The organism is Nocardia rhamnosiphila NBRC 108938 (assembly GCF_000720425.1).
Classification (GTDB): domain Bacteria; phylum Actinomycetota; class Actinomycetes; order Mycobacteriales; family Mycobacteriaceae; genus Nocardia; species Nocardia rhamnosiphila.
This window is the reverse complement of the sequence record NZ_JOAJ01000001.1, coordinates 1,649,125-1,673,092: the sequence shown is the minus strand read 5'-3', so window position 1 is coordinate 1,673,092 and position 23,968 is coordinate 1,649,125. Positions and strand designations below refer to the sequence as shown.

Annotated in this window: 23 protein-coding genes; 13 read left to right on the top strand and 10 right to left on the bottom strand. The window is 69.5% G+C overall.

Features of this window, described 5'->3' with window-relative positions:
• Positions 1-25: 25 nt before the first annotated feature.
• The 7 genes from IG75_RS0107655 (at position 26) to IG75_RS0107625 (ending at position 6,015) form a co-directional block, all read left to right on the top strand.
• On the top strand, positions 26-607 hold the full coding sequence (locus IG75_RS0107655) for a CBS domain-containing protein (RefSeq protein WP_030520460.1): 582 nt from the start codon (positions 26-28) through the stop codon (positions 605-607).
• Between the two features lie 393 nt (positions 608-1,000).
• Positions 1,001-2,131, top strand: coding sequence for a 4Fe-4S dicluster domain-containing protein (locus IG75_RS0107650; protein WP_030520459.1), 1,131 nt, complete (start codon positions 1,001-1,003; stop codon positions 2,129-2,131).
• On the top strand, positions 2,118-2,609 hold the full coding sequence (locus tag IG75_RS0107645; RefSeq protein ID WP_051714314.1) for a Crp/Fnr family transcriptional regulator: 492 nt from the start codon (positions 2,118-2,120) through the stop codon (positions 2,607-2,609). Before IG75_RS0107650 ends, IG75_RS0107645 begins: the two co-directional genes overlap by 14 nt.
• Entirely contained in the window at positions 2,606-3,460 is an 855-nt protein-coding gene (locus tag IG75_RS0107640; protein ID WP_030520457.1) for an FAD/NAD(P)-binding protein, read from the top strand. The genes IG75_RS0107645 and IG75_RS0107640 overlap by 4 nt, the downstream gene beginning before the upstream one ends.
• A complete protein-coding gene (locus tag IG75_RS0107635; protein ID WP_030520456.1) occupies positions 3,457-4,230 on the top strand; it encodes an NADH-quinone oxidoreductase subunit B family protein in 774 nt (257 codons plus the stop codon). The genes IG75_RS0107640 and IG75_RS0107635 overlap by 4 nt, the downstream gene beginning before the upstream one ends.
• Positions 4,214-5,506: a Ni/Fe hydrogenase subunit alpha gene (locus tag IG75_RS0107630; RefSeq protein WP_030520455.1), complete on the top strand. Its 1,293-nt coding sequence runs from the start codon at positions 4,214-4,216 to the stop codon at positions 5,504-5,506. Before IG75_RS0107635 ends, IG75_RS0107630 begins: the two co-directional genes overlap by 17 nt.
• A complete protein-coding gene (locus tag IG75_RS0107625; RefSeq protein WP_063834098.1) occupies positions 5,503-6,015 on the top strand; it encodes a hydrogenase maturation protease in 513 nt (170 codons plus the stop codon). Before IG75_RS0107630 ends, IG75_RS0107625 begins: the two co-directional genes overlap by 4 nt.
• On the opposite strand, the gene IG75_RS0107620 is transcribed toward IG75_RS0107625, so the two are convergent.
• On the bottom strand, positions 5,988-6,590 hold the full coding sequence (locus IG75_RS0107620; protein ID WP_030520453.1) for a mycothiol-dependent nitroreductase Rv2466c family protein: 603 nt from the start codon (positions 6,588-6,590) through the stop codon (positions 5,988-5,990). The genes IG75_RS0107625 and IG75_RS0107620 overlap by 28 nt on opposite strands.
• A gap of 172 nt (positions 6,591-6,762) precedes the next feature.
• On the opposite strand from IG75_RS0107620, the gene IG75_RS0107615 reads away from it, so the two are divergent.
• The 3 genes from IG75_RS0107615 to IG75_RS0107605 all read left to right on the top strand — a co-directional run bounded on the left by IG75_RS0107615 (position 6,763) and on the right by IG75_RS0107605 (position 9,681).
• Positions 6,763-8,910 carry an MMPL family transporter gene (locus IG75_RS0107615; protein ID WP_030520452.1) on the top strand — a complete coding sequence of 716 codons (2,148 nt, stop codon included), beginning with the start codon at positions 6,763-6,765 and terminating at the stop codon, positions 8,908-8,910.
• A 65-nt stretch (positions 8,911-8,975) separates the two neighbouring features.
• A complete protein-coding gene (locus IG75_RS0107610; RefSeq protein ID WP_030520451.1) occupies positions 8,976-9,242 on the top strand; it encodes a metal-sensitive transcriptional regulator in 267 nt (88 codons plus the stop codon).
• Positions 9,243-9,273: 31 nt separating this feature from the next.
• Positions 9,274-9,681, top strand: coding sequence for a DUF302 domain-containing protein (locus IG75_RS0107605; protein WP_030520450.1), 408 nt, complete (start codon positions 9,274-9,276; stop codon positions 9,679-9,681).
• 16 nt (positions 9,682-9,697) lie between these two features.
• Here the strand turns inward: IG75_RS0107605 and IG75_RS0107600 are convergent, their stop codons facing one another.
• The 8 genes from IG75_RS0107600 to IG75_RS0107565 form a co-directional block, all read right to left on the bottom strand.
• The gene (locus IG75_RS0107600; RefSeq protein ID WP_030520449.1) at positions 9,698-10,261 is read right to left on the bottom strand and encodes a CBS domain-containing protein; all 564 of its coding nucleotides are present in this window, start codon (positions 10,259-10,261) and stop codon (positions 9,698-9,700) included.
• A 134-nt stretch (positions 10,262-10,395) separates the two neighbouring features.
• Positions 10,396-13,107, bottom strand: a complete 2,712-nt coding sequence (locus tag IG75_RS0107595; protein WP_051714313.1) for a cation-translocating P-type ATPase — start codon at positions 13,105-13,107, stop codon at positions 10,396-10,398.
• Between the two features lie 10 nt (positions 13,108-13,117).
• A complete protein-coding gene (locus IG75_RS0107590) occupies positions 13,118-14,059 on the bottom strand; it encodes a universal stress protein (RefSeq protein WP_081876676.1) in 942 nt (313 codons plus the stop codon).
• Positions 14,056-14,769 carry a DUF2267 domain-containing protein gene (locus IG75_RS37225; protein ID WP_081876675.1) on the bottom strand — a complete coding sequence of 238 codons (714 nt, stop codon included), beginning with the start codon at positions 14,767-14,769 and terminating at the stop codon, positions 14,056-14,058. Before IG75_RS37225 ends, IG75_RS0107590 begins: the two co-directional genes overlap by 4 nt.
• A gap of 246 nt (positions 14,770-15,015) precedes the next feature.
• Positions 15,016-16,047, bottom strand: a complete 1,032-nt coding sequence (locus tag IG75_RS38990; RefSeq protein WP_051714311.1) for an Acg family FMN-binding oxidoreductase — start codon at positions 16,045-16,047, stop codon at positions 15,016-15,018.
• A 237-nt stretch (positions 16,048-16,284) separates the two neighbouring features.
• Positions 16,285-18,024, bottom strand: a complete 1,740-nt coding sequence (locus IG75_RS0107575) for a sensor histidine kinase (protein ID WP_030520444.1) — start codon at positions 18,022-18,024, stop codon at positions 16,285-16,287.
• 68 nt (positions 18,025-18,092) lie between these two features.
• Positions 18,093-18,737: a response regulator gene (locus IG75_RS0107570; protein WP_030520443.1), complete on the bottom strand. Its 645-nt coding sequence runs from the start codon at positions 18,735-18,737 to the stop codon at positions 18,093-18,095.
• A gap of 141 nt (positions 18,738-18,878) precedes the next feature.
• Positions 18,879-19,745, bottom strand: coding sequence for a GyrI-like domain-containing protein (locus IG75_RS0107565; protein WP_063045186.1), 867 nt, complete (start codon positions 19,743-19,745; stop codon positions 18,879-18,881).
• A gap of 416 nt (positions 19,746-20,161) precedes the next feature.
• Here IG75_RS0107565 and IG75_RS0107560 point away from each other — a divergent pair, with 416 nt between their 5' ends.
• On the top strand, positions 20,162-20,599 hold the full coding sequence (locus tag IG75_RS0107560) for a pyridoxamine 5'-phosphate oxidase family protein (protein ID WP_030520441.1): 438 nt from the start codon (positions 20,162-20,164) through the stop codon (positions 20,597-20,599).
• A gap of 11 nt (positions 20,600-20,610) precedes the next feature.
• The gene (locus IG75_RS0107555; protein WP_030520440.1) at positions 20,611-21,606 is read left to right on the top strand and encodes a zinc-binding alcohol dehydrogenase family protein; all 996 of its coding nucleotides are present in this window, start codon (positions 20,611-20,613) and stop codon (positions 21,604-21,606) included.
• Between the two features lie 105 nt (positions 21,607-21,711).
• On the opposite strand, the gene IG75_RS0107550 is transcribed toward IG75_RS0107555, so the two are convergent.
• Entirely contained in the window at positions 21,712-22,578 is an 867-nt protein-coding gene (locus IG75_RS0107550; protein WP_030520439.1) for a universal stress protein, read from the bottom strand.
• Positions 22,579-22,898: 320 nt separating this feature from the next.
• Between IG75_RS0107550 and IG75_RS0107545 the strand changes: the two genes are divergently transcribed.
• Positions 22,899-23,891, top strand: coding sequence for an Acg family FMN-binding oxidoreductase (locus IG75_RS0107545; RefSeq protein ID WP_030520438.1), 993 nt, complete (start codon positions 22,899-22,901; stop codon positions 23,889-23,891).
• Positions 23,892-23,968: the final 77 nt, after the last annotated feature.

Below are 23,968 nucleotides of genomic sequence, written 5' to 3'. Positions count from 1 at the left end.
GGCCCGCCGGAGGGAGCTGATCACCGTGCGTGCACGCGACATAATGAGCCGCCCCGTCGTCACGGTCCGCCGGGAGACACCGCTCTCGGAAGCGGTCGGACTCCTGACCGCTCACGGTTTCGCGGCGCTGCCGGTGGTCGATGACCGGGAGCGGGTGGTCGGCCTCCTGTCCGAGTCCGATGCCATGGCCGCGCTCGAATCCCGGAACGCCGCGGCGGTGGTGGGGGTGGCGATGTCGACCCCGGTGGAGGTGGTCGAGCCCACCACCGAGGTATCCGACGTAGTGAAGGCCGCGCTCGACCACCATCGCCGGTCGCTTCCGGTCGTCGCGGCCGGGGTGCTCGTCGGCGTCATATCGCGTAGCGATCTACTCCGTGCCTTCGCGTTGAACCAGGGTGTGATCGAAGCGCGGGTGTGCTCCCTGCTCGACGACTACTCGGGCAGCCAACGCGGATGGGAAGTAGAGGTAGCCGACGGGACGGTCACCGTCCATGGCTCCTGTGCCGATGAGGCCGAGCGGCGCGTCCTGACGGCCATGATCCAGACGGTCGCCGGTGTCGAAGCAGCCCGAGTGGTGGATACCGCGCACGTTCGGTCCGCCGGATGACGTTCCAGGACGGTCCCCGGCGGCGATCGGCTGCCCACCGGCCACAGCGCGACGAGCAGGTAGGCGTCCAGGTCCGCGGCGGGCAGTTGGCCGGAAATCTTGTAGTGCCGGAAGGTGCACTCGGGCTGGTCGTTTTCGCGCACGGCAGCGGCAGCAGCCGGCACAGTCCGCGCAACCGATTCGTTCATCTGTTCGCCGAGCCGGGAGCTTTGGAGCGGGTCGCCGAACTGGCCCGCGATTGGTTCGTCGCGCGGTTGGCGTCCGTACCGGCCCACCGGGGCGACCCCCGACGCGCACGGCGATGCCGATCGGTGACCTTCTTCTCTCGCGGGGGCTGTCCGACCGGTCCAGACTCGGAAGCGGGCGAGGTGTCCGGACCGATCGGAGGTGGTGATGATGCCGGGTGCGACGGCGATGATCGACCGTGCGGGCCTGGATCGGCTGGTGGAGGTGTTGCGTGCGCGCGGATACCGGGTGATAGGACCGCGTGTCCGCGACGGTGCGGTGGTGCTCGACGAACTCGAATCGGGATCCGAACTGCCCGATGGATGGGGTGTGGAGACCGCCCCGGGATACTACCGGCTCCGCCGTCGCGCCGACCATGCCGTGTTCGCGCATTCCGCCGGCCCGGGCTCTTGGAAACAGTTTCTGCATCCGCCGCGGCGCAGGATTTCCGCCATGGGCCCCGATCTCGAACCCGAACCGGCGGAGGCGGTGCCCGCCCGTTCGGCCTTTCTCGGTGTCCGCGGTTGTGACTTGGCGGCCATGGGCATACTGCGCCGGGTTCTCGGCGGTGGCGCCCAGCCGGATGCCGGGTTCACCGCGCGCACCGGCGATCTGTTCGTGGTCGCCGCGAACTGCACGGAACCGGGTGGTGTGTGCTTCTGCGCGTCCATGGGCACCGGGCCCGGGGTGACAGCCGGATACGACCTCGCACTCACCGAGCAGACCGGGCCCGAGCACCGATTCGTGGTCGACGTGGGCTCCGAGGCCGGCGCGGAGGTACTCGGCGAACTCGGGTCCGTGCGAGAAGCCGGGGACGCGGAGGTCGCGCAGGCCCGTGACGCGGTCTCGGCAGCGGCCGGGAAGATGGGCCGGACGATGCCGGATGTCGATCTACCGCGCCTGGTGCGCGACTCCCGGGAATCCCCGCACTGGCAGGATGTGGCGTCACGCTGCCTCACCTGCGGAAACTGCACGATGGTCTGCCCCACCTGTTTCTGCACGACCACCGAGGACATCACCGACCTCACCGGCGACCACGCCGAGCGCTGGGAGCGGTGGGCGTCGTGCTTCGAACTCGACTTCTCCTATGTGCACGGCGGAGATGTGCGGCAGAGCGGAGAAAGCCGCTATCGGCAATGGCTCAGCCACAAGCTCGGCACCTGGCACGAGCAGTTCGGCAGCTCCGGCTGTGTGGGCTGCGGACGGTGCATCGACTGGTGCCCGGCCGGCATCGACCTGACGGCGGAGGTGGCGAGCCTCGCCGCAGCGGCCGAGGAGACCACGGATGCCGGTTCTTGATGATCTGTCGGCGTTTCCGAGTCTGGCGGCCCTCGACCGGGAGGAGCTGCGGACATTGGCGCGGGCGGGACACGAGGTCACGTTTCCGGCCGGTCACCGGGTGATCCAGGAGGGGCAGCCGGCGGACCGGTGCTGGCTGATCCGCGGCGGGCAGATACGGCTCGACGCGCGGGTGGGCGGGCACACCGAAATCGTTCTGCAAACCCTGCACCGCGGTGACCTGCTCGGCTGGTCGTGGCTGGTGCCCCCGTACCGCTGGCACTTCGGTGCGCTGGCCACCGAGCCGGTGGAGGCGGTCGAATTCGATGCCACCGCGTTGAACCGGCTCTCGGCCGATGATCCGCGGTTCGGCCGGGCGCTACTGCTTGCGTTGACGGAGGTGCTGGTCATCCGGTTACAGGCCACGCGGGCCCGCCTGATCGACCTGTACCGCAACCCGGCCGACAAGCCCTGGCACCCCAGCTGCGGTGGATCATGACCAGCGTGGTGCGGTCCGAACTGTCCGCCGCGGAGGACGTGATGCTGCCGTATCGGGTGGTACGGCGCACACTACGGACCCGGGACACGGTCACGTTGCTGCTCCGGCCGGTCCACCGTCGGGCCGGACCTTTCCGTGCCGGACAGTTCATGATGCTCTACAGCTTCGGCGTGGGGGAGGTCGCGATCTCGCTCAGCGGTGACCCCACCGCCGAGGACGGGCTGCTCGAGCACACGATCCGCACTGTCGGCGCGGTGAGTCGCGCGCTGAGCGACACCTCGCTCGGCGGGCTGATCGGGGTACGCGGGCCGTTCGGCACCGGATGGGATGTGGAAGCGGCCGCCGGCGGCGACATCGTGGTCGTCGGCGGCGGTCTCGGGCTGGCTCCGCTGCGACCGCTCGTACTCGCTGTGCTCGCCGCCCGTGCCGACTACCGGCGGGTCACCGTGATCACCGGCGCCCGCTCGCCCGCGGAAGTGCTGTTCGGGCAGGACCAGGACCGGTGGGCGCACACCGATTCCGTCGACGTGCTGCGTACCGTGGACCATCCCTGCCCGGGCTGGACGGGGCGGATCGGTTTCGTCACCGAGCCGCTGGCGCAGCTGGATGTCGACCCGGCCCGGACCACAGGCTTTCTGTGCGGACCCGAGCCGATGATGCGATTCTGCGCCCAGACGCTGCTCGGCAAGAAGGTGCCCGGCGAACGTATCCGGGTATCGCTGGAGCGGAACATGAAATGCGGTGTCGCCCGGTGTGGGCACTGTCAGCTGGGCCCCCTGCTGCTGTGCCGGGATGGCCCGATCGTCGATTACGCGGTGGCCGAGCCGCTGCTGGCGGTGCCGGAATTATGAGCGCGCCACCGACTCTCGCGGTCTGGAAGTTCACTTCCTGCGATGGATGTCAGCTCACCCTGCTCGATTGCGAAGACGAATTGCTGGCGCTCGCGGGCCGGATCCGCATCGTGCATTTCACGGAGGCGTCGAGCGCGGTGGAGCCGGGCCCCTACGATGTCTCCCTGGTAGAAGGCTCGGTGAGCACCCCCGAGGAAATCCGGCGGGTCGCCGAAATCCGTGCGCAGTCACGCATTCTGGTGGCGATCGGGGCGTGCGCGACGCACGGCGGTATCCAGGCACTGCGTAATTTCGCCGAGATCGAGGAATTCACCTCGGTCGTCTACGCGCAGCCCGAATACATCGCGACCTTGTCCACGTCCACGCCGATCTCCGACCATGTCCCGGCCGATTTCGAGCTGCGCGGCTGTCCGATCGATCGCCGGCAGCTGCTCGACACGCTGTGCGCCTTCCTGGCCGGGCGGGCTCCCGATATCCCGAACACCAGCGTCTGCACCGAATGCAAACGCCGCGGCACCACCTGCGTGACCGTCGCCGAGGGGATTCCGTGTCTGGGGCCGGTCACCCAGGCGGGGTGCGGGGCGCTGTGCCCGGCCTACCATCGGGGCTGTTTCGGCTGTTTCGGCCCGATGGCCCGGCCCAATATCCACGCGCTGCTGCCGATTCTCCGGATCAACGGTATGTCCGTCGACGAGGTCGATCGTGCCTTCCGGACCTACGCGTGCGGCGCACCCGAATTCGCGGAGCACCGCTGTGACGACCCGGCGTAGAACACTGACCGTCGATTCGCTGGCGCGGGTGGAAGGTGAAGGGGCCCTGCACATCGTCGTGCACGACGGTGCCGTCGAGTCCGCCGAACTCCGGATCTACGAGCCGCCGCGCTTCTTCGAGGCATTTCTGCGTGGCCGGGCCTACACCGAGCCGCCCGACATCACCTCCCGCATCTGCGGAATCTGCCCGGTGGCCTACCAGGTGAGCGCCTGCAATGCTCTGGAACAGCTCTGTGAGGTGGAATTGGATCCACCGTTGCGCGAGTTGCGCCGATTGCTCTACTGCGGAGAGTGGATCGCCAGCCACTGCCTGCATATCTTCCTGCTGCACATCCCCGATTTCCTCGGATTTCCCGACGCGGTGGCGCTGGCCCGGGTCGAGCGGGAGCTGGTCGAGCAGGGGCTGGCGATGAAGAAAGCGGGCAATATGCTGCTCGAGCTCATCGGTGGCCGCGCGATCCATCCCGTGAACGTCCGCCTCGGCGGTTTCTATTCGGCGCCCGAGCCACGGGAATTCACCCCCGTGGCCGAACAGTTGCGCCGGGGTTTGGGCAGTGCGGTGAGTATTGCCCGGCGGGTGGCCGAGTTCGAATTCCCCGAGGCCGAACTGGACTGCGATTTCGTCTCGGCGACGGATGCGACGCGCTACGCCATCGAAACCGGCGAGGTCCGGACCAGCGGCGGTCTACTCTTTCCCGCCGACGGTTTTGCCGCTCACCTGGTCGAGCGTCAGGTGCGGCATTCCACGGCGCTGTACGCCACATTCGACGGCCGCCGCTACCTCACCGGCCCGCTGGCCCGGTACGCGCTGAACTCCGGTCAGCTGTCGCCGGTCGCCCGCCGGCTCGCGGCGGAGGTCGGGCTCGGTAGCGTCTGCCGGAATCCGTTCCGCAGCATTCTGGTCCGGCTGGTGGAGGTCGCCTATGCGATGGAGGAGGCCCTGGCACTCATCGCCGGCTACCGGCGCCCGCCTCGCCCGGCGGTCCCCGTGCGACCGCGTGCGGGTACCGGCTACGGCGTGAGCGAGGCGCCCCGGGGGCTGCTGTACCACCGGTACGACATCGGTGCCGACGCTCTCGTACGGTCCGCCACCATCGTGCCGCCGACCTCGCAGAACCAGGCGGTGATGGAGGAGAACCTACGCCGGATGGTGGGGGCCCACCTCGACCTGCCGGATCCGGCGCTGACCGAACTCTGCGAACGAACGATCCGCAATTACGATCCGTGTATCTCTTGTTCGGCGCATTTCCTGACCCTCGATGTGACGGGCCGATGACCACCGCGCGTGCTGTGGTCATCGGTATCGGAACCGGCTGTCGCCATGACGACGGAGTAGGCCCGGAGGTCGCGTCGCGGATTGCCGGCCTGCGGATTCCCGGCGTTCGGGTGGCGATTTCGGACGGAGAATGCACCGGCCTGCTGGATTTGTGGACCGGATCGGGCCTGGCGGTCGTGGTGGACGCGGTGGTCGATACTCCGCCGCGGCCGGGGCGGGTCCGGCGGGTGGACGAGCATCGCCTGCGCGGACCGTCCGCTGTGACGAGTTCGCATTCGCTCGGCGTGATCGAGGCCGTGCGCCTGGGCGAGGTACTCGGCCGGCTGCCGGACCGCCTGGTGATCTTCGCCGTCGATGTCGAACGGCATGATCTCGGACTCGGCCTGTCCGCGCCGGTGTCGGCTGCGGTACCGCGGCTGGTTGCGGCGATATCCGCCGAACTCGAGCGGTACGCGCGCGGCCGGCCCGGTGCGGCCCGGGCCTATCCGAGTGCCGGTGGTCCCGCGTAGGGGCGTTGCAGGGCGGCGAATTCGGGGGCGGTCGCGACGGTGACCAGTGCGTCCAGTAGTTCGGTGGCCCGGTGTCCGTCCGGTGGGGCGGTGAGCACCGGACCGGAGAATCCGTGACCGTCGACCGTGATGATCGGACTGCCACCGGGCCCACCGAGCGCCGTCTGGCTCGCGCGGTGCGCCTCGGCGACATCGGCGTCGTACGCGGGGTCGTCGAGTGCGAGGACGAGAGCGCGGTCCAGGCCGGCTTCGGTGAGGGCGTCGGCGACGGCCGACTCGTCCTCGAGGCCCGGATCGCGTGGGTGCAGCCGAGCACCCACGGAGAGGTAGAGCGGAGTGAACGACCCGTGGCCGGTGGACCGCACAGCTGCGGCGAATACCCGCCCGATCCGTCGTGAACGGGTGAGCATCGCCCGGTGACCGGCGTCGTCCGGGGAGCGCTCCTGGTCGAGCACTGCCAGGCTGAGCTGTTCAAGGGTGATGGTGTGCCGGTCTCCGGCGCTGGTCAGCAACCATCGCGCGGTGACCCAAGCGAAGGGGCATACCGGGTCCACGTACAGAGCGATATCGGCCATCGGTTCCTCGTTTCCGGTCGTTGTTCTCGACGGCAGTACCCCGGGCGGATGAACGCAAGCTCGACCACTTCCGCCGGAATATACCCCGGGGGGTATCGTCTTCTACCAATATACCCCAGGGGGTATCCATGGAAGCCACGGCGACGAGTCGTCGAAGACGAAAGGTGCGGCAATGACCGGTACGACCATCGACAGCGGGACTCTCGCGCCGCCGGCGGGTGGCCCGCTGGGCCGGATGGGTGCGGCGATGGCCGCGCACGCCCGGTGGGTGTTCGGGGCGTGGCTCGTGGTCCTGGTGGCACTGGGTGCGGCCGCACCCAGTGTTTTCACCTCGCTCGCCGGAGCTGGTTGGCAGGCCGATGGGTCGGAATCGGTGCAGGTGCGCGAACTGGCCCAGCAGCATTTCGGCGGGAACTCCTCGGCGGCGCTGCAGGTGGTGATCCATTCCGATACCGCGACCGTCGAGAATCCGGCCGTGCAATCTGTCATCGGGCAGGTCGGTGCGGTGCTCGCGGGAGATGACCGGTTCGGTGCGGTCGTCGCGCCGCAACCCGGTGCCACGATCAGCCCCGACGGGCACACCGGAATCCTGATCGCGGGCGCGAACGCCTCGACCGACGAGATGGTCAAGGCCGTCGACCAGCACAAAGAAGCGCTGACCGGTTTGTCGGGTGGGGGAGTCGAGGTCTACCCGACCGGCGCTTCGGCGCTGTGGAGCGACTTCAACGCGGCCAATCACGAGGCGATGATCCGGGCCGAGATGTTCTCCTGGCCGGTGACCCTGGCGATCATGGTGCTGGCGTTCGGTTCGCTGGTCGCGGCGGGGCTCCCGCTGCTGCTGACCCTCGCCGGCCTGGTGGCGTCGGCGGGTGGGCTCGTGCTGCTGAACCAGGTCACGCCGATCTCGGTGTGGGCCATGAACTTCGCGATGATGTTCGCGCTGGCCCTGGGTATCGACTACGCGCTGTTCGTCGTCGCCCGCTTCCGTGGCGCGCTGGCGAAGGCGGCCGGTGCGCGTGCCGCGGTGGCCGAGACGATGGACACCGCGGGCAAAGCGGTGGTGCTGTCCGGTTTCACAGTGCTGGTGAGTCTGTCGGCTGTGCTGATCGTGCCCGCTCCCGCGGTGCGCACGATGGCCGTCGGCATCATGCTGGCGGTGGGTTTCGTCCTCGCCGCCACGCTGACTCTTCTTCCCGCGGCGCTCGGCGCGCTCGGGTCACGGGTCGATGCCGGCTCCGTGCCCCGGATCGAGAACAGAGGCCATCGGTCGCGCGGCTTCGCGCGGTGGGGACAGGTGCTTCATTCCCACCCCTGGCCTTTCGCGATCGGCGGGTTGGTGGTGCTGGCCGCGCTGGCGGCTCCGGTACTGGGCCTGAAAGTCGCTATGCCCTCGATCGATGTCGTGCCCGCCGACGCGCCGGTACGCCAGGGCTACGAACTGGTGCAGCGGCAACTAGGTCCCGGTGCGCCGGGCGCACTGCAGATCGTCGTCCCCGCTGCCGACGCGCCGGAGACCGCACGCCTGGCCGCGGCCACCGAGGGGATCACGATGCTCACACCCGCGCAGTCCGCGGTGGACGGCTCGGGACTGGCGATGATGCAGGCGATCCCCGAGGTCGATCCCTCCGACGAAAGGATGGGCACGATCCTGGACCGGCTCCGTGAACGCCTGCCCGAACAAGCGTCGGTCGGCGGGGCGCCGGCGGAGAACCTGGACCTCCAGGCGGCCTTGGATCACTACCTGCCGATCATCGTCGGCGTGATCCTGATCCTCGGATTCCTCCTGCTGCTGGTCGCGTTACAGGCGCCGCTGATCGCGGCGGTGGGTACGCTCGTCAGCCTGCTGTCGACCGCCGCGGCGTTCGGCGTCGCCCGGTTGATCTTCCAGGACGGTCACGGCGCGAACCTGCTCGGCTTCGATCCGCAGGGCTTCCTCGACGGCTGGGGTCCGGTGTTCTTCTTCGCGATGATCTTCGCCATCGCCATGGATTACACCGTGTTCCTGCTGGCCACCGCCAAAGAGCATTACGAGCGATCCGGTGACCCGCGCATCGCCCATATCGACGGTCTGGCTCATTCCGGGCGGGTGATCTTCGCCGCCGCCGCGGTCATGGTCGCGGTGTTCTTCACCTTCGCGCTGGCCCGACCGCTGCCGCCCAAGGAGATGGGCATCATTCTGGGTGTCGCGGTACTACTCGACGCATTGGTCGTGCGGCTGGTCCTGCTGCCGGTCGCATTGCGTCTGACCGGGCATTTCGCCTGGTGGTCGCCGGCGTGGCTGCGCCGGGTCCTCCCGACGGTCAGTTTCTCCCATGGGTGAGGTCGAGCGTCTCGCTATACCCCAGGGGGTATAGTGGGGACGAAGAAAGAACAGGAAGGCGGGACATGGTCGGCGACGAGACCGCGATAAACGAAGTACTGAACCGATTGCGACGGGCCCACGGACAGCTGTCCGGAGTCATTACGATGATCGAGCAGGGCCGCGACTGCAAGGATGTCGTGACCCAGCTGGCCGCGGTATCGCGTGCACTCGATCGCGCCGGGTTCAAGATCGTGGCCACCGGCCTGCGCGAATGTCTCACCGATTCCGGGGAGAACGCGAACCCCATGACGGTCGACGAACTGGAGAAATTGTTCCTCGCCCTGGCCTGATCATCGAGAGCGCCCGAAAGGAGGCCGACATATGGAAATCGGTCTGTCCACTACTCTGCACACCAGCTTCGAAGAAGCCGTTCAGCGCACCCGTGCTGCCCTTGCCGAGCAGGGCTTCGGGGTGCTCACCGAGATCGATATGCGGGCCACGCTCGAGGCCAAACTGGGCGAGAAGATGGAGGATTATCTGATCCTCGGCGCCTGCAATCCGCCCCTGGCCCACCGAGCCGTCGGCGTCGACCGCCGAATCGGTTTGTTGCTGCCCTGCAATGTGGTGGTGCGTCGCGATCGCGATTCCGACACCGCGGTTCTCGTCGAGGCGATGAATCCGGAGGTCATGGTCCAGGTGACCGAGGAAAAGGCGCTGGAACCGGTGGCCGAGGAGGCCACCGCGAAACTGCGGGCGGCTCTCGAATCGCTGAATACCGGCGAGAACTGATCGGTCGCGGCGGGGATCACCGGCCGGCGGCGGTGTCCACGATACGGACTTCGCCGACGCCGGCGACCGTGCGGGCCATCGCGGCCACGACCCGCTGCTCGGATTCGTCGGCGAAGATTCCCTGGATCGTCACCACACCGTGGCCGGCGTCGATATCCCATTGGCGATGGCTGCCGGCGTAGTCGTCGAGCAGGGCTCGCACCTTGGCCTCCACCGCGGCTTCGTCACAGATGAGTGCCCGCAACAGGTCGCGGCGGGAGACCATGCCCACGAGTACACCGGCCTCGACCACCGGCAGCGACCGCACGCGGTGTTCCAGAGCGGACGCGGCCACGGCGGCGGCATCCGTCGTGGGCCCGACCACCTCGACCGGTACGGTCATGGCGGTTTCCACGGCGGCGGTGCTCGTTTCGGCGCTCATGGCGTCGGATTCGGACAGAATTCCCACCACGTGGTCCTCATCGTCCACCACCGGTAGCGCGGCGAAGCCGTGACCCGTCAGCAGGGCGACCGCCTCCGGAAGCGGAGTGTCCGGATGGACGGTGACCACCGGGCGGCTGAGAATATCGCGTGCGCGCATTGTGACGACCTCACCTGCTTACCGGGACGAACAGGAACCGCGACCGCGGTGTATTGCGAGTGGGAGCCGCCGCGGATCGCCTTTCCCGTCCAGACTCGCTGCCGGTGCTCGGGAGTACCAGTGCACGAATACCTCTATCCGGGGACCGAAGTCCCGGACTCGAAGTCATGGTGCGGGAGTCGCCGATCCGGCGTGGTGCGGTGGGCCGGTCGTCGTCGGCGGCGCCATCGCAGCACCTCGTCGGCGGCCCAGACCACGACGGGAAAGGGCAGTATCAGCGCGACCATCCACGGAGCGAGCCCGGTCGTGCCGAAGACCTGCTGTAGCGGTGGTGCGTAGACGAGTGCGGCAGCGAAGACGATCTCGAACGCACAGCCCGCCAGTAACAGCCGATTGCTCGTGAGACCGACCGAGAACAGCGACGCCCACTCGGTGCGGGCCGCGAACGCGGTGCCCAGCTGGCAGGCGACGATACCGGCGAAAGTCACGGTGGTGGCCTGGACATAGGCATGGTGCAGCGGCGCGCCCGGTCCCACCGGGTCGCCCGGTCGCCAGCCGGCGACGCACAGGACGACGAAGAAACCGGCGGTCACCAGGAGGGCCGAGACCACGCCGAGCAGAGCCCACGCCCGCACCAGCAGCCACCTGGTGATCACGCCCTCACGCCGCGGGCGCGGCGGGCGGTCCATGAGACCCGGCTCGGCCGGTTCCCGGCCGAGCGCGAGCGCGGGCAGTGTTTCGGTGCCGAGGTCGATCGCGAGGATCTGCAGGACCGTCAGCGGTAGCGGGATCAGACCGCCGGACAGTGCGAACAGCAGGAAGGGCACGACCTCGGGCACCGCGTGCGCGAAGATGTACAGCACGAATTTCCGGACATTGTCGAATACCCGGCGCCCTTCCTCGATACCGGTGACGATGGTGGCGAAATTGTCGTCGGTGAGGATCAGCGTTGCGGCTTCGCGGGCGACATCCGTACCGCCGCGTCCCATCGCGACACCGATATCGGCACGGCGCAGGGCCGGAGCGTCGTTCACGCCGTCCCCCGTCATGGCCACCACTTCGCCGTTGTGGCGGAGCGCGTCCGCGATGCGCAGCTTCATTTCCGGGGTTGCCCGGGCGAAAACGATTTCCCCGGGTTCGGCGAGGACAGTGTCCAACCGGTCGTCGGACATCGCGTCGACAGCGGTGCCGTCGATCACGCGGTCGGCCCCGAGGCCCACCCGCCGCGCGATCTCGGCGGCGGTCCGCCCGTTGTCGCCGGTGATGACATGCACCGTGATACCGGCGGCGTGGACGGCTCGCACGGCGGCGGGGACCTCCGGTCGCGGGGGATCGAGCAGACCGACCAGACCCACGAATGTCAGGTCCCGCTCGACGTGCCCGGAATCGGTGGGTGAGCCGGGATCCCAGGGGCGTGTCGCCACCGCGAGCACCCGTAGCCCCCGCCCGGCCAGCTCGTCGATCTGTGCCCGGACCTGCTGTGGTGTCGTGTCCGCCGGCCACCGGGCGCAGCGGGGGAGTACCTCTTCGGGTGCTCCTTTGACGTGCACACGAGGTGCTCCGGCGACGGAGTCCACCGTCGACATCATCTTCCGCTCCGGGTCGAACGCATTGAGCGCCGAGCGCTCGGCGTCCCGCTGTGCCGGAGACAGGCCGTGGCCGCTGTCCGCCGCGTAGTGCAGGAGTGCGAGTTCCATCGGGTCACCGCCGGCGTGGTCGCCCAGCTCCGCGGTAGCGCATCTGGCCACTATTTCGGCGGTCTCGCCCGGTTCGCCGGTGACCTCCGCGACCCGCATCGAATTCATGGTGAGGGTGCCGGTCTTGTCGGTGCAGATCACCGTGGTGGACCCCAGGGTCTCGACCGCGGACAGGCGTTTGACCACCGCACCGCGCCGCGCCATGGATCGGACGCCGGCGGCCAGCGCGAGCGTGATGGTGGGTAACAGACCTTCCGGGACATTGGCGACCAGCAGGCCGATGGCGAACAGGAAAGCGGATCCCAGCGACAGCCCGGCCAGCAGCCCGAGCGGCAGGAAGGCCGCGCCCGCACCCACGGCGACCGCGGCGATCAGCCAGGCGACCCGGCGCACCTGATGCTCGAGCGGGCTCTCCTCGGGGCGGATGTGCTGGGACAGGGCCGCGATCCGGCCGAGTTCGGTATGCACACCGGTGCCATGCACGAGCGCACGACCCGCGCCGCCCACACAGGCGGTGCCGGTGAAGACGAGTACGGGTGAATCCAGTGATCGGTCGGCATGGTCGGGGGCACCGGCGCGACGGTCCAGGATCTCGGATTCGCCGGTGAGCGCGGACATATCGACCTCGACACCTCCGTCGATCATCCGGGCGTCGGCGGGGATGCGTTCGCCCTCTTCGAGGAGCAGGACATCGCCGCGGACCAGCTGTCCGGCCGGCACCCGGGTCCGGCTTCCGTCGCGCACCGCCCACACCTGTGCGGGCAGGAACCGGCCCAGTGCGCGGACCGCGTGTTCGGCCTGGTTCTCCTGCCAGAAGGCGAGAACCGCGTTGAGCACGATGACAACGAGGATGGCGAGGCCGAGCGCGACCGCCCCGCTGCCGAGGGCGAGCACCGCCGCCACCCACAGCAACAGTGCGAGCGGATGACTGAACTGCCGGCCCAGCGCTGCCCACCAGGGCTGTCCGCGACGCAGGGGGAGTTCGTTGGGACCGTACAGCTCGAGCCTGCGCGCGGCCTCCCGGCCAGTGAGCCCTTCGGGGCCCGTCCGCAGGTCCCGCATCAGGGCCGAGACGGGCTCCCGTGGGTCGATCACCGTCTCGGAGCGCGCCCGCTCGGGCGGGCGCGCGGACTCGGCAAGGGAGGCCACGCCGGAGTTCTCAGGTGGTGTGGGCGACGAGGACCGGGCAGTGGGCGCGCTGGACCACGATATTGCTCTTGGATCCCAGGAGCAGTCCGCGGAAACCACCGCGTCCGCGACTTCCGACGACGATCAGCTGGGCGGACTCCGACCACTGGATCAGGTGCAGATCCGGTCCCGCCAGATAGGTCCGGCGGGTCACCCGGACACCGGGATATTTCTCCATCCAGTCGGTCAGCCAGCTGCTGAGCTCGGCGTCGGCAGCCTCCGCGATCGGTGGATCCTCGATCATGTCCGGCATCCCGGCGAACCAGTGAGCGCGTAGATCGTGCCAGGTGTGGAGCGCGATCAGGTCCGCACCGCGGGCGTCCGCCTCGGCGAAGGCGGCCGCCGCGGCGGCCGCACTGCACGGGGAACCGTCCAGGCCGACGACGACCGGCCCGTGCCGGTGCGCCGGCCGGCCGGGGGTGGCGCAGCATGCGACGACCACGTGGCCGTGGCCGTGGGCGACGACGGACAACAGGGTCGAACCGAGATGGGTGAGGGTCGATCCGTGGCCGGATGCGCCGAGGACGGTGAGGTCGGCCGTGGCCGAGAGGTCGATGAGCCGCCGGGCCGCACTCTCCTCGGACAGTTCGGTCTCCACCGGCAGCGACGGGTCGATGCGGAGAGCCTCTTCGCGTGCGGCCGCGAGTAATTCGGCACCTCGGCGGCGGAGGGTGTCGACCACGGGTGGTTTCACGGCGTCGTGGACTCTCCGGACGGCCCGAGCCGCGCGCAGGTTGTAGCCGTGCACGATCCGTAGCACCCGGTGGCGGTGCGCGGCTGTCTCGCTCGCCCACCGCACCGCCAGATCGGATGCCTCGGAACCGTCGACGCCGACAACGATCTGCCCGGGTCGCGGGGACGGGACATCGTCCACCGGTTCCGGTTCCCGCTGTGTTTCACCTACCCGGTTCATCGCCCGTCTCCGGGCACACGGCCCGCGGACGCGATGGTGATCCGGTCGTGGTGCGGCTGGAGTTCCGGTGGGGTCGTCACTCCCGCGGCCAGCAGGATGCGATGGGCCTGTTGAGCGGCGGCGCGCATCCGCGCGTCGTCGGCCTCGTCCGGCTCGATCGGAGAACGTTCGAGTCCCCGGGCGAGTACGCCGACGGCCTCACCCAGCGCGCGGACCGATGCGCTCAGGTCCGCGGCGTGCCCCTGGATCCGGCTCTGCTTCCGGCGCCGGGACCCGTCGGTGGACGGAGCCGACGCGCCGGACAGCAACCGGCACAGCGGTTCGGGCAAAACCCCGAAGACCCGGCCGAGCTGTCCCGGTGAGAACCTTCCGGCGAGTACCCCGGTCACCGCACCGGCGATGTAACCGACCTCGCCGCGCTCGATCCCGGCCTCGCGGGCGAACCGGGCCGCGAAATCCTCCGCGTCGTGCGGGAGCGGTACCCGGCTCGGCATCCAGCCGCTGTAGTAGGTCCCGCGCAGCAGTTCGGGCAGCTGGGCGGCCAGATGCGCCGCTCCGGCGACCCCGAGCTGATCACGGACTGTGTGCAACCAGGCCCGCAGAACTCGGTAGGCGCGGGGTTCGTCGGTCCCGAGGGAGGCCGCTACCGCGCGTATCCACTCGTGCGCTGTGCCCGCGGCCGCTGCCACGGGATCATGGAGATGAGACATCGGAGGTCCTCGCTTACGGTCGGGCTACCGCGGCGTCTCCTCGATCCGCTCTCCGGGTTGCGGAAATTCGTCGCGGACGCTGTATCGCCAGTCTCGCGCCGCGGAACAGCTCCGGACAGAGCAGAAAGTCACCGGTGGACGGGCCGACCTCGGGCGGCGTGCGGACTCCGGGCAGGCGGAAGGGTCCGCCGCTCGCGGCGCGCACCGGCGACGCGGCCACGGCTCGGCGCGTTCGCCGCCCGGGTGCTAGCGGATGCCCGCGTCGCCGGTGCCGAAGGCGTCGGGGTGGACGGTCAGGAAATCGGTCACCGGTCGGCGTGGGGTGGGCTCCTGGTCCGCTCGGTGGGGCGCGAGCCCCACGCGCAGCACCACCTGGGCCGTGCCGTGCCCACCGATCAGGGTCGAGGCGATGCGCTGGGTCGTGGGGAGTTCGGTGATATGGGTCAGCGTGCAGGTCGCCAGGCCGGCCGCGGTGCATTCGAGCAGGATCTCCGACAGTGCCTCACCGGTCCGCAGCCATGCGAGGCCGGACTCATCGGTGGTACCGAGCACCCATAATTGCGCGCGGTCTTCCTGTGCGCCGCCGTGTGCGGCGTGAGCCGGGGACGGGAATTTGCGCCCGACCGGCACCCGGGCGGCCTCCACCTCCGAGACCAGGGCCGTGGCGGGTACTCCTTCGGGAAGATTCTCGTGACCGGCCCACCATTGCAGTTCGCTGTGGTAGGGCATGTCGTAGTGCCGGAGCGCGGCCGAATGTTCCGAGGCCCGGCTCAGCCGGGTGGCCGCCTCCGCGTCGAGGACGTCCAGTTCGACCTCGTATTCACGGGCCAGGAGCCGGGCCGCCTCGGCCCGGCCGGACAGGTCGCCCGGGTCCATCAGCGGGAGACGGTCGGTGCGGCGGCGCTCGATGACCTCGGGGAGCGTGCGCAGCGCGGCCGGTGCGTCCGGCCACGGCGCGAAGGTGAGGATGGCCAGTAGGCCCGGGTCGTCGGGGTCGGGCATACGCTCGACTCCGGTCCGCCACCCGGCCGCCGCGAAGGCGGCGCGGGCGTGGTGCAGCATGGTGCCACAGCTGATCACGAGTTGGCGGCCAGTGGGATCGGCCGATGTGAGAAGCCGTTCGTCGTCGCGGTAGAGGTACAGCTCGCCGTCGCGATACACCCACTGCCAGGGCTGCGTGTTGTGCACCGACGGCGCGCGTGCCGCTACGCGCATGGCGTCGAACAAGGTGGCACGGCCGGGTGCGGAGGTGGCGCCGGGGACGTCGTTGTCGGTCATATCGCCAGTGTGGGGGCGTGGCCGCGGTGCCGGGCAGGGCCGGTCGACGGTACGTGGGGCACCGGAACCGTGGTCCCCGGGCCTCCCGTTTCACGACATTCGACCCTGTCGGCGGGGCCTCCCGCGTCGGTACCGGATCCCCGACGGCGTGATCGACGTGGGCGCAACCGATATCGGGATTCGGCCCGGCCCGGCCGAGTGGTCACGGGCCGGGCTCGACGGACCCGTGGGGTCAGGTCAGGGTAGCGGCGCGCTCCAGCACAGGACGGTGCCGCCGGTCGGTTTGCGGCCCACCGTGCAGTGCCCGCCGGCCCGCTCCGCCCGGACCCGCAGGTTGGCCAGCCCGCTACGCCGCCGGATTTCGGGCGACAAGCCGACGCCGTCGTCCGCCACCTCGAGAGTCACCTCGTCGCCCACGCGCAGCTCGACCGACAGTGTGGTGGCGTGGGCGTGCCGCACCACATTGCTGACCGCCTCACGCAGGACCGCCTCGATATCGTCGGAGAGAGGCGGGGCGAGGACGGTGACCGGCCCGCTGAGCCGGATCGTCGTGCGCAACTCGGTCTCGGCGGTCAGTTCGGTGACGATACCGTGCAGATGCCGGCGGTAGCCCGCCGATTCGGTGGTCGTGGTGCTGTGCAGATCGAAGATCGAGTGCCGGATCTCCTGCATGATCGATTGCAGGTCGTCGATGGTTTCTCCCAGTCGTGCGCGCACTTCGTCGCTGCGGGCGCGCTGCAGGGTGCCCTGGAGGCCGAGGCCCAGGGCGAAAAGGCGCTGGATGACGTGGTCGTGCAGGTCGCGGGCGATCCGGTCGCGGTCGGCGACCACATCCAGTTCCCGCATCCGGCGCTGGGTCTCCGCCAGCCGCAGGGCCAGGGCGGCCTGGTTGGCGATCACCGTCATCATGGCCCGGACGGCGGGATCGAAGGTATTGCCGCCGGGCGGCTGGACGGTGGCGAGGACACCGATGATGGTGTCCTCGGCGCGCAGGGGGAGCACGAGTGCCGGCCCGAAATCCCCGGAGATTCCCGGTGACACGTCGGTGGCCAGCTGATTCACAGCGATCGTCTGCCCGTGCCGGAACGCCTTACCCGATTGCGAACCGTGCAGTGGCAGCCGTCGTCCGCGTAATCCGTGGGCCTGCTCACCGGATACTGCCGCAATGGTCAGTTCGCGTACCTCGTGACCGGGGAGGTCGGGATCATCGGGCAATGCCACGAAGGTGCACGCGGCGCCGGTGAGAGTGCGTGCCCGCTCGGTGACCAGGTCCAGGATGTCCTGGGGCTCGCCGCCCGCGAGCAGTTCGGTGGCCACATCTCGGGTGGCCTCGAGCCAGTGCTGGCGCCGCCGGGACTGCTCGTAGAGGCGGGCGTTCTCGATGGCGATCCCGGCCGCCGCCGCCAGTGCCTGCACCACGACCTCATCATCCTCGGTGAATTCCTTGGCCCCGATCTTCTCGGTGAGATAGAGGTTGCCGAACACCTCGTCGCGCACTTTGACCGGCACCCCGAGAAAACTGTGCATGGGCGGGTGGTGTGCCGGGAAACCGACCGACGCCGGGTGTTCGGAGATATTGGTGAGACGGATGGGTTCGGGGTGTTGGATGAGCACTCCCAGCACCCCGTGGCCGCGGGGCAGATCACCGATCCGGTGCCGGGTGGCATCGTCGATACCTTCGTAGACGAATTCGGCCAACTCGTTACTGGTCGAATCGGTGCCGCGGACACCGAGTGCGCCGTATCCGGCGTCGACCAACTCGATGGCGGTGTGCACGATCGACCGGAGGGTGTCGTCCAGATCGAGGCCCGCGGTGATGGACAGCATCGCCTCCATCAGCCGGTCCATCCGGTCACGCACATCGACGATCTGGGCGATACGTTCCTGCACCTCGTCCAGCAGTTCGTGCAACCGCAGCTGGGACAGTGTCTCGGTCACCGGGGGCCGGTCACTCGTCGTGGGCACCGGGCGTTCCATACGCGATATTCTTCCACCGGCTTGGCGTCTGCCGCTACTTTCCGACCTGGTCACGGTATGTTCACGGGTTACCTGCGGTCGGGTGGGATCATCTTGGTGGCGAGGACCGCGGCCTGGGTCCGGCGTTCGACGCCCAGTTTGGTGAGCAACCGCGAGACGTAGTTCTTGACGGTTTTCTCGGCCAGGAACATGCGACCGGCGATCTGCCGGTTCGTGAGCCCCTCGCCCAGCAGTGCGAGCAGGGTGCGTTCCTGTTCGGTGAGCCCGGCGAGCGGGCCCGTCGCGGTTTCGGCCTCGGCCCGGAATTTCGCCATCAGCGCGGCGGCGGCCCGATTGTCCAGCAGGGATTTGCCGGCCGCCACCTCGCGAATGGCGCGTACGAGTTCCAGGCTGGTGATGTCCTTGACGACATAGCCGCTGGCGCCGGCCAGGATGGCGTCGAGCATGGCCTGGTCGTCGGTGAAGGAAGTGAGCATCAGACACCGGAGCCCCGTATTCGCCGACAGCAGTTCCCGGCACAATTCGATGCCGTTGCCATCCGGTAGGCGGACGTCGAGGACGGCGACATCGGGCCGCAGCGCCGGAATCCGGGCCAGCGCCTGGGAGACATTGGCCGCCTCGCCGACGACCTCGAGGTCGGTCTCCGCATCGATCAGGTCGGCGACTCCGCGCCGTACTATCTCGTGGTCGTCGACCAGGAACACCCTGACCATGGTCTCGCCTCTCTCGGGGATGAGTTGTTCTCAGCGTACGGAGTGCAGAGCCCCCGGGGCGGCGGCATGGGCCTCGCATTCGACGACCAACGGCACTTGACCGGCCGATCGTTCTGTGCAGGTCGCGCCGCGGGGACTGCCCTACCCGTGTGCGTGGGCCACCGCCGTCAGTGCCGCGACGAGGCGTTCACCGATCTGCTCGGCCGCCGGCCCCAGCGCGGGTTGCCCACTGCATTCCACGAGCAGTCGCGGGTCGGTCGTTTCGACGACAGTGATCGAATCGGCGTGGCGCACGGTGATATCGCAGGGCAGGAGTGGGGTGATCCGCCCATTGGCCCGGGCCGCGTACGCGGCGAGGTCCGGATCGAAGGCGCCGACAAGCAGGTGCTCGGCCGTCCCGGCGCCGGACCCCCGGTCCGGGTCGGCGGGGAGGGTCAATTCGTACACGATCTCGAAACCGCTGTCCCGCAGCACGGTACGGACCGTCCGGGCGACCGCCGCGACGGATGCGGGTATCCGCACGCTCAGCGTGGTGGAGGTGACCGGGACGCGTATCTCGGTGAGCAGGTCGGCGGGGGTGACGGCCTCGTCCGGCGCGATCCGATAGATCTCGGTGGGCGGTCCGGTGGCCTGGAGACCGGAGTGCCGGAGCCAGTCGTCGAGCGCGCGGTAGGCGGCGCCGATGCTCGAATAATCGCCGTAATGGCAGGTGCGCGCGTAGCACCGGGGCCCGGTGCGGCGGAGGGTGAACTCGCCGTTCGAGGTGCCCGGCGCCGCGGCCTCGACCGGAAGGATCAACTCGGCCTCGGTGGCCGCACCGGACCGGAAATCGCCGTGATAGGTGGTGGCGGGCGGGCCGACCGGCAGCAGGCCGAGGGTTCGGACGAGGCGATAGAGGTCCGTCATGCCGTCGCGGATGTCGTCACCGGCGCGGTCGCTCCGTACCGTCCGGCGGATGGTGAGAACGGTGTGCGGAGCAGACTCGTGGAGATCCACCTGGTATGCCATGACCCGCCGATCCTTTCGGCGCCGTCGGCCGCTGCGGCGGAGCGCGTCGGCCGTGTATCGGGTGCGCACGCGTGACCGAATTCGCCGTCGTGACCGGGGCGCCGTACTTGCATCCTCGATCTCGCTGCGCGCAACAATGCTTCGACGATATCCGGTGCCGGCCGGGCATCCCCAGGGTCGCTCGGCTCCCGTGCCGGGGACATTCGGCCCCGTCCGAGGGATATGGGACTTCCGTGGCCCGGAGGCGGGGAAGTGGCGTTCGAATCCGCCGGCCTGCTCGCGGTCGCGGTGAGCCGGGAAGGTACTTGGTGAGCGGTGGCAGAGGGCATTCGGCCCTGTCTGTTTCCTTGTCGGGGTGGTGATCTGGGGAGAGGTGCCGACAGAGGAAGCGGGGAAACGAGGTGATCGGTCCCGAACTGGCCCCGGGCTACGGCGGAGCTGCGCGGCGAACCGTGCAGCTGGAGCGCGCGGAAGCCCTGCGCCTGCTCGCCGCCGCCCCGTTCGGGCGCCTCGTGTTCACCGCCGACGCGCTACCTGCGGTGCGGCCGGTGAATCATCTCATCGGCGACGACGGGGAGGTGATCGTGCGGACCCAGCCGTTCGCCGGGCTGGCCCGGGCGGCGCTCGGCCGCCCGGCCATCGTCGCCTATCACGCCGACGAAATCGACCCGGTGCGGCGGATCGGATGGTCGGTGCTGGTCACCGGGCCGGCGCGGCTGGTCACCGCCGGTGGCCTCGCCGCGGAGTACGCGCGGCGGCTGGGCCCCTGGGACGATCCGGACAGCGGCGTCGTCATCGGTATCGAACCCACCCTGGTCACCGGGACGAGGCTGATCGCGGAGGTCGCGGTGTGAACCCGGTGACCATGCGGGCGTGGCGGGTGGACGCGCCTCGGAGCATCGACCGGAAACCGATCATCGCGCGACGGGAGCCGCTTCCGCGACCGGGGCCCGGTGAGCTACTCGCCCGTGTACTGGCCTGCGGTGTGTGCCGTACCGATCTGCACGTGGTGGAGGGCGACCTGCCCGTGCATCGGCCGCATATCGTTCCGGGGCACGAGGTCGTCGCCGAGGTTGTTGCCACCGCGGAACGGGATGACTTCACGGTGGGGGATCGTGTCGGCATCCCGTGGTTGCGACACACCTGCGGGGTGTGCGAATTCTGCCGGAGAGGTGCGGAGAACCTGTGCCCGGAATCGCGGTACACCGGATGGGACGCCGACGGCGGTTATGCCGAATATGTCACGGTACCGGCAGATTTCGCATTGGCGCTGCCGGCCGGATACACAGATCGGGAGCTGGCACCCCTGTTGTGCGCGGGCATCATCGGCTACCGGGCGCTCACCCGCGCCCTGGTACCCGAGGGCGGGGTACTGGGTATCTACGGATTCGGCGGCAGCGCCCACCTGACGGCTCAGGTCGCTCTCGCCCGAGGCGCTCGCGTCCATGTGATGACCCGCGGCGCCGCGTCCCGCGAACTCGCGCTCGGTCTCGGTGTGATGTCGGTACAGCACGCCGCGGATCCGCCGCCGGAGCGGCTGGATTCGGCCATTCTGTTCGCCCCGGCGGGCGAGCTGGTACCGCCGGCGCTGGAAGCCCTCGGGCCGGGCGGGACCCTGGCGGTGGCGGGGATCCATCTCACCGATATTCCCCCGCTCGACTATCGCCGCCATCTGTTCCGTGAGCGGCAGGTCCGCAGCGTCACGTCCAATACGCGGACCGACGCCCGTGATTTTCTCGCCTTCGCGGCGCGCCATCGGCTGCGGGTGACGACCCATCCCTACCCACTGGAGCGGGCCGACCGGGCCCTCGCCGATCTCGCGCACGGCCGTTTCGACGGTGCCGCCGTGCTACTGCCCTGATATCGGGAGACGAGTTCCGGTCCACGCGAACGGTGTGAAGGCGGCGCTGGACGTGGCGGGGCCGGCCGGGTGTTCCCGACCGCCGCCGCGTCGATAAGGATCCGCTCAGGCGCGGGGCCGGGCGATGATCAGCGGTACGGATACCCCGTGCAACACCGCCTGGCTGGTCGAGCCCAGGCTCATCCCGGCGAAACCGCCGCCACCGTGACTGCCGACGACAACCAGTTGCGCGTCCTCGGCCTCGTGCAGCAACCTCCGTGCGGGCCGGTCCTCGACGACGACGCGGGTCACCGGGACGTCCGGATACTGCTCGGTGTGCCCGGCCAGGCTCTCCGCCTGTAGCGCGCGGGCCTGCTCCTGCATTTCCGGTCGTGACCGGTACCGGAAAAACTCCGACCAGGTGGTGACCGCGACGAGACCGGTGCTGCGCCGGGAGGCCTCGGAAAAGGCGATATCGACGGCCTCGGCACTGCGGGGTGACCCGTCCACCCCGACCACGACGGGCGCGCCGGGGCGTTCGCCGTGTTCGGCGTAACTCTGCGGGACCACGGCGACCGGGCAGTGCGCGTGCCGCGCCAGGGAGGTGCTCACCGAGCCGAGCAGCCCCCGCCCGATCGCACTACGGCCGTAGGTGCCCACCACGACCAGGCGGGCGGTCCGGGATCTCTCGATCAGCGTGGGCGCCGGGTCCGGATCGACCACGATCGTGGTGATCTCCAGCTCACCGGCGATCTCGCGGGCGATCTTCGCGGCGGCGGCACACACGGACTCGCCGTCGGCTCGCAGCGCCTGATTGTCGAAGGCGACGACCCCGAGTCCGGGCCCGAAATCCAGCGGCGCCCCGACGGCGTACACCAGGTATAGCGGGTCGCCGTGTCCGGCCGCTGTCCGGGCCGCCCACTGGACGGCGGCGAACGACGCGGCCGAGCCGTCGACACCGACGACCACGGGGTCTTGGGTATGTGTGCTCACGGTGGGCTCACCTTCTCGCTCATCGGCTCCGGAAATCCGGGCCCGGCTATCGGACACGGTTTCTCCGCCGCTCCGGTTCCTCCGGATACAGCGAGGGTAAAGCGCGGACCACGCCGACGATGGGGGCCTTGGTCCCGGCCGGAAGAGACCAAAGTCGATTCTCGGCGGCGATATTCGGGTGCCGGTGCGGCGGGCCCGGGCCCTGATCCTCCGGGACCGGGGACCTTCGGCACTCTCGTGAGGCTGCCGGGGTCCGTCAGTATGCAGGGAGTGGGGTCGCGGCGACCCGGTGGTGTGCGCGGGGCAGCGGAGGTGTCGGCATGCTCGAGCAGAAGCCCGATGAGAAGACGGTGCGTGCGGTATTGGAGCGCGCCTGCCGCGCGCCGTCCCTGCACAACAGTCAACCCTGGCGGTGGCGTTGGGACGGCAGCACACTGGAACTCTTCGTCGACGCCGAACGGCTACTGCCCGGTACCGATCCCTTGAACCGCCAGGGCATCCTCGCCTGTGGTGCACTGCTCGACCATGCCCTCGTCGCGTGGGCGGCCGCCGGCTGGGATGTGCGCGTCAACCGGTTCCCGGAACCTCCCGTGCGGGCGAATCTGGCCGCCCTGTCGTTCGCGGGGCGGCGCGAGCCGTTCGAGATCGATGTGCTGTCCGCCGCCGCGATCGACAGCCGATACACCGACCGGTCGCCCATGGCCGCTCCCGGTGGCTGGGCCGAACTCGAGCCGGTGCTGCAGAGTCTGTGCCGGCACCGCGATACCGCACTGCATGTGGTGGACCCACGTCTCCGAGCCGAGCTGGACGGTCTCTCCCGGACCACCGCGAAACTGCGCCGACACGATCCCCGATACCAGACGGAACTGCTGTGGTGGGCCGGTGCCGGCACGCACGGCGGTGCCGGGATTCCGGCCGGTCGGCTGCCCTCGGCGGAACTGTCGGCCCAGGTGCCCGTCAACCGCAGTTTCCCGGTGGGTGCGCTGGGCGCGGCCGACGAGGACGTTCCCCCGGACGACGCGATGATCGTCGTACTGTCCAGCCGCGACGATACGGTCGAGTCGCTGCTGTGGTGCGGGGAGGCGCTGTCGGCGGTACTGCTGGAGTGCACCGTCGAGAACCTGTCGACCTGCGTTCTCACCCATGTCACCGAACTCGCCTCGGCCCGCGCGAGGGTCGCGGAACTGGCCGGTCCACGATTCCCCCAGATGCTCGTCCGGTTGGGACGTTCGCTCGCGCCGCCACCACCGCGCACCCCGCGGCGTGATACCGACGAGGTCCTCGAGGTCGTCGATATCTCTTCGGCGGGGTGAGCCGGCACGACGCTCGCGGCCACTGCCGGGCAGGCCTCGAGAGGGCGGCACCCAGGGCCGGGAGTTCCGGTCGGGCG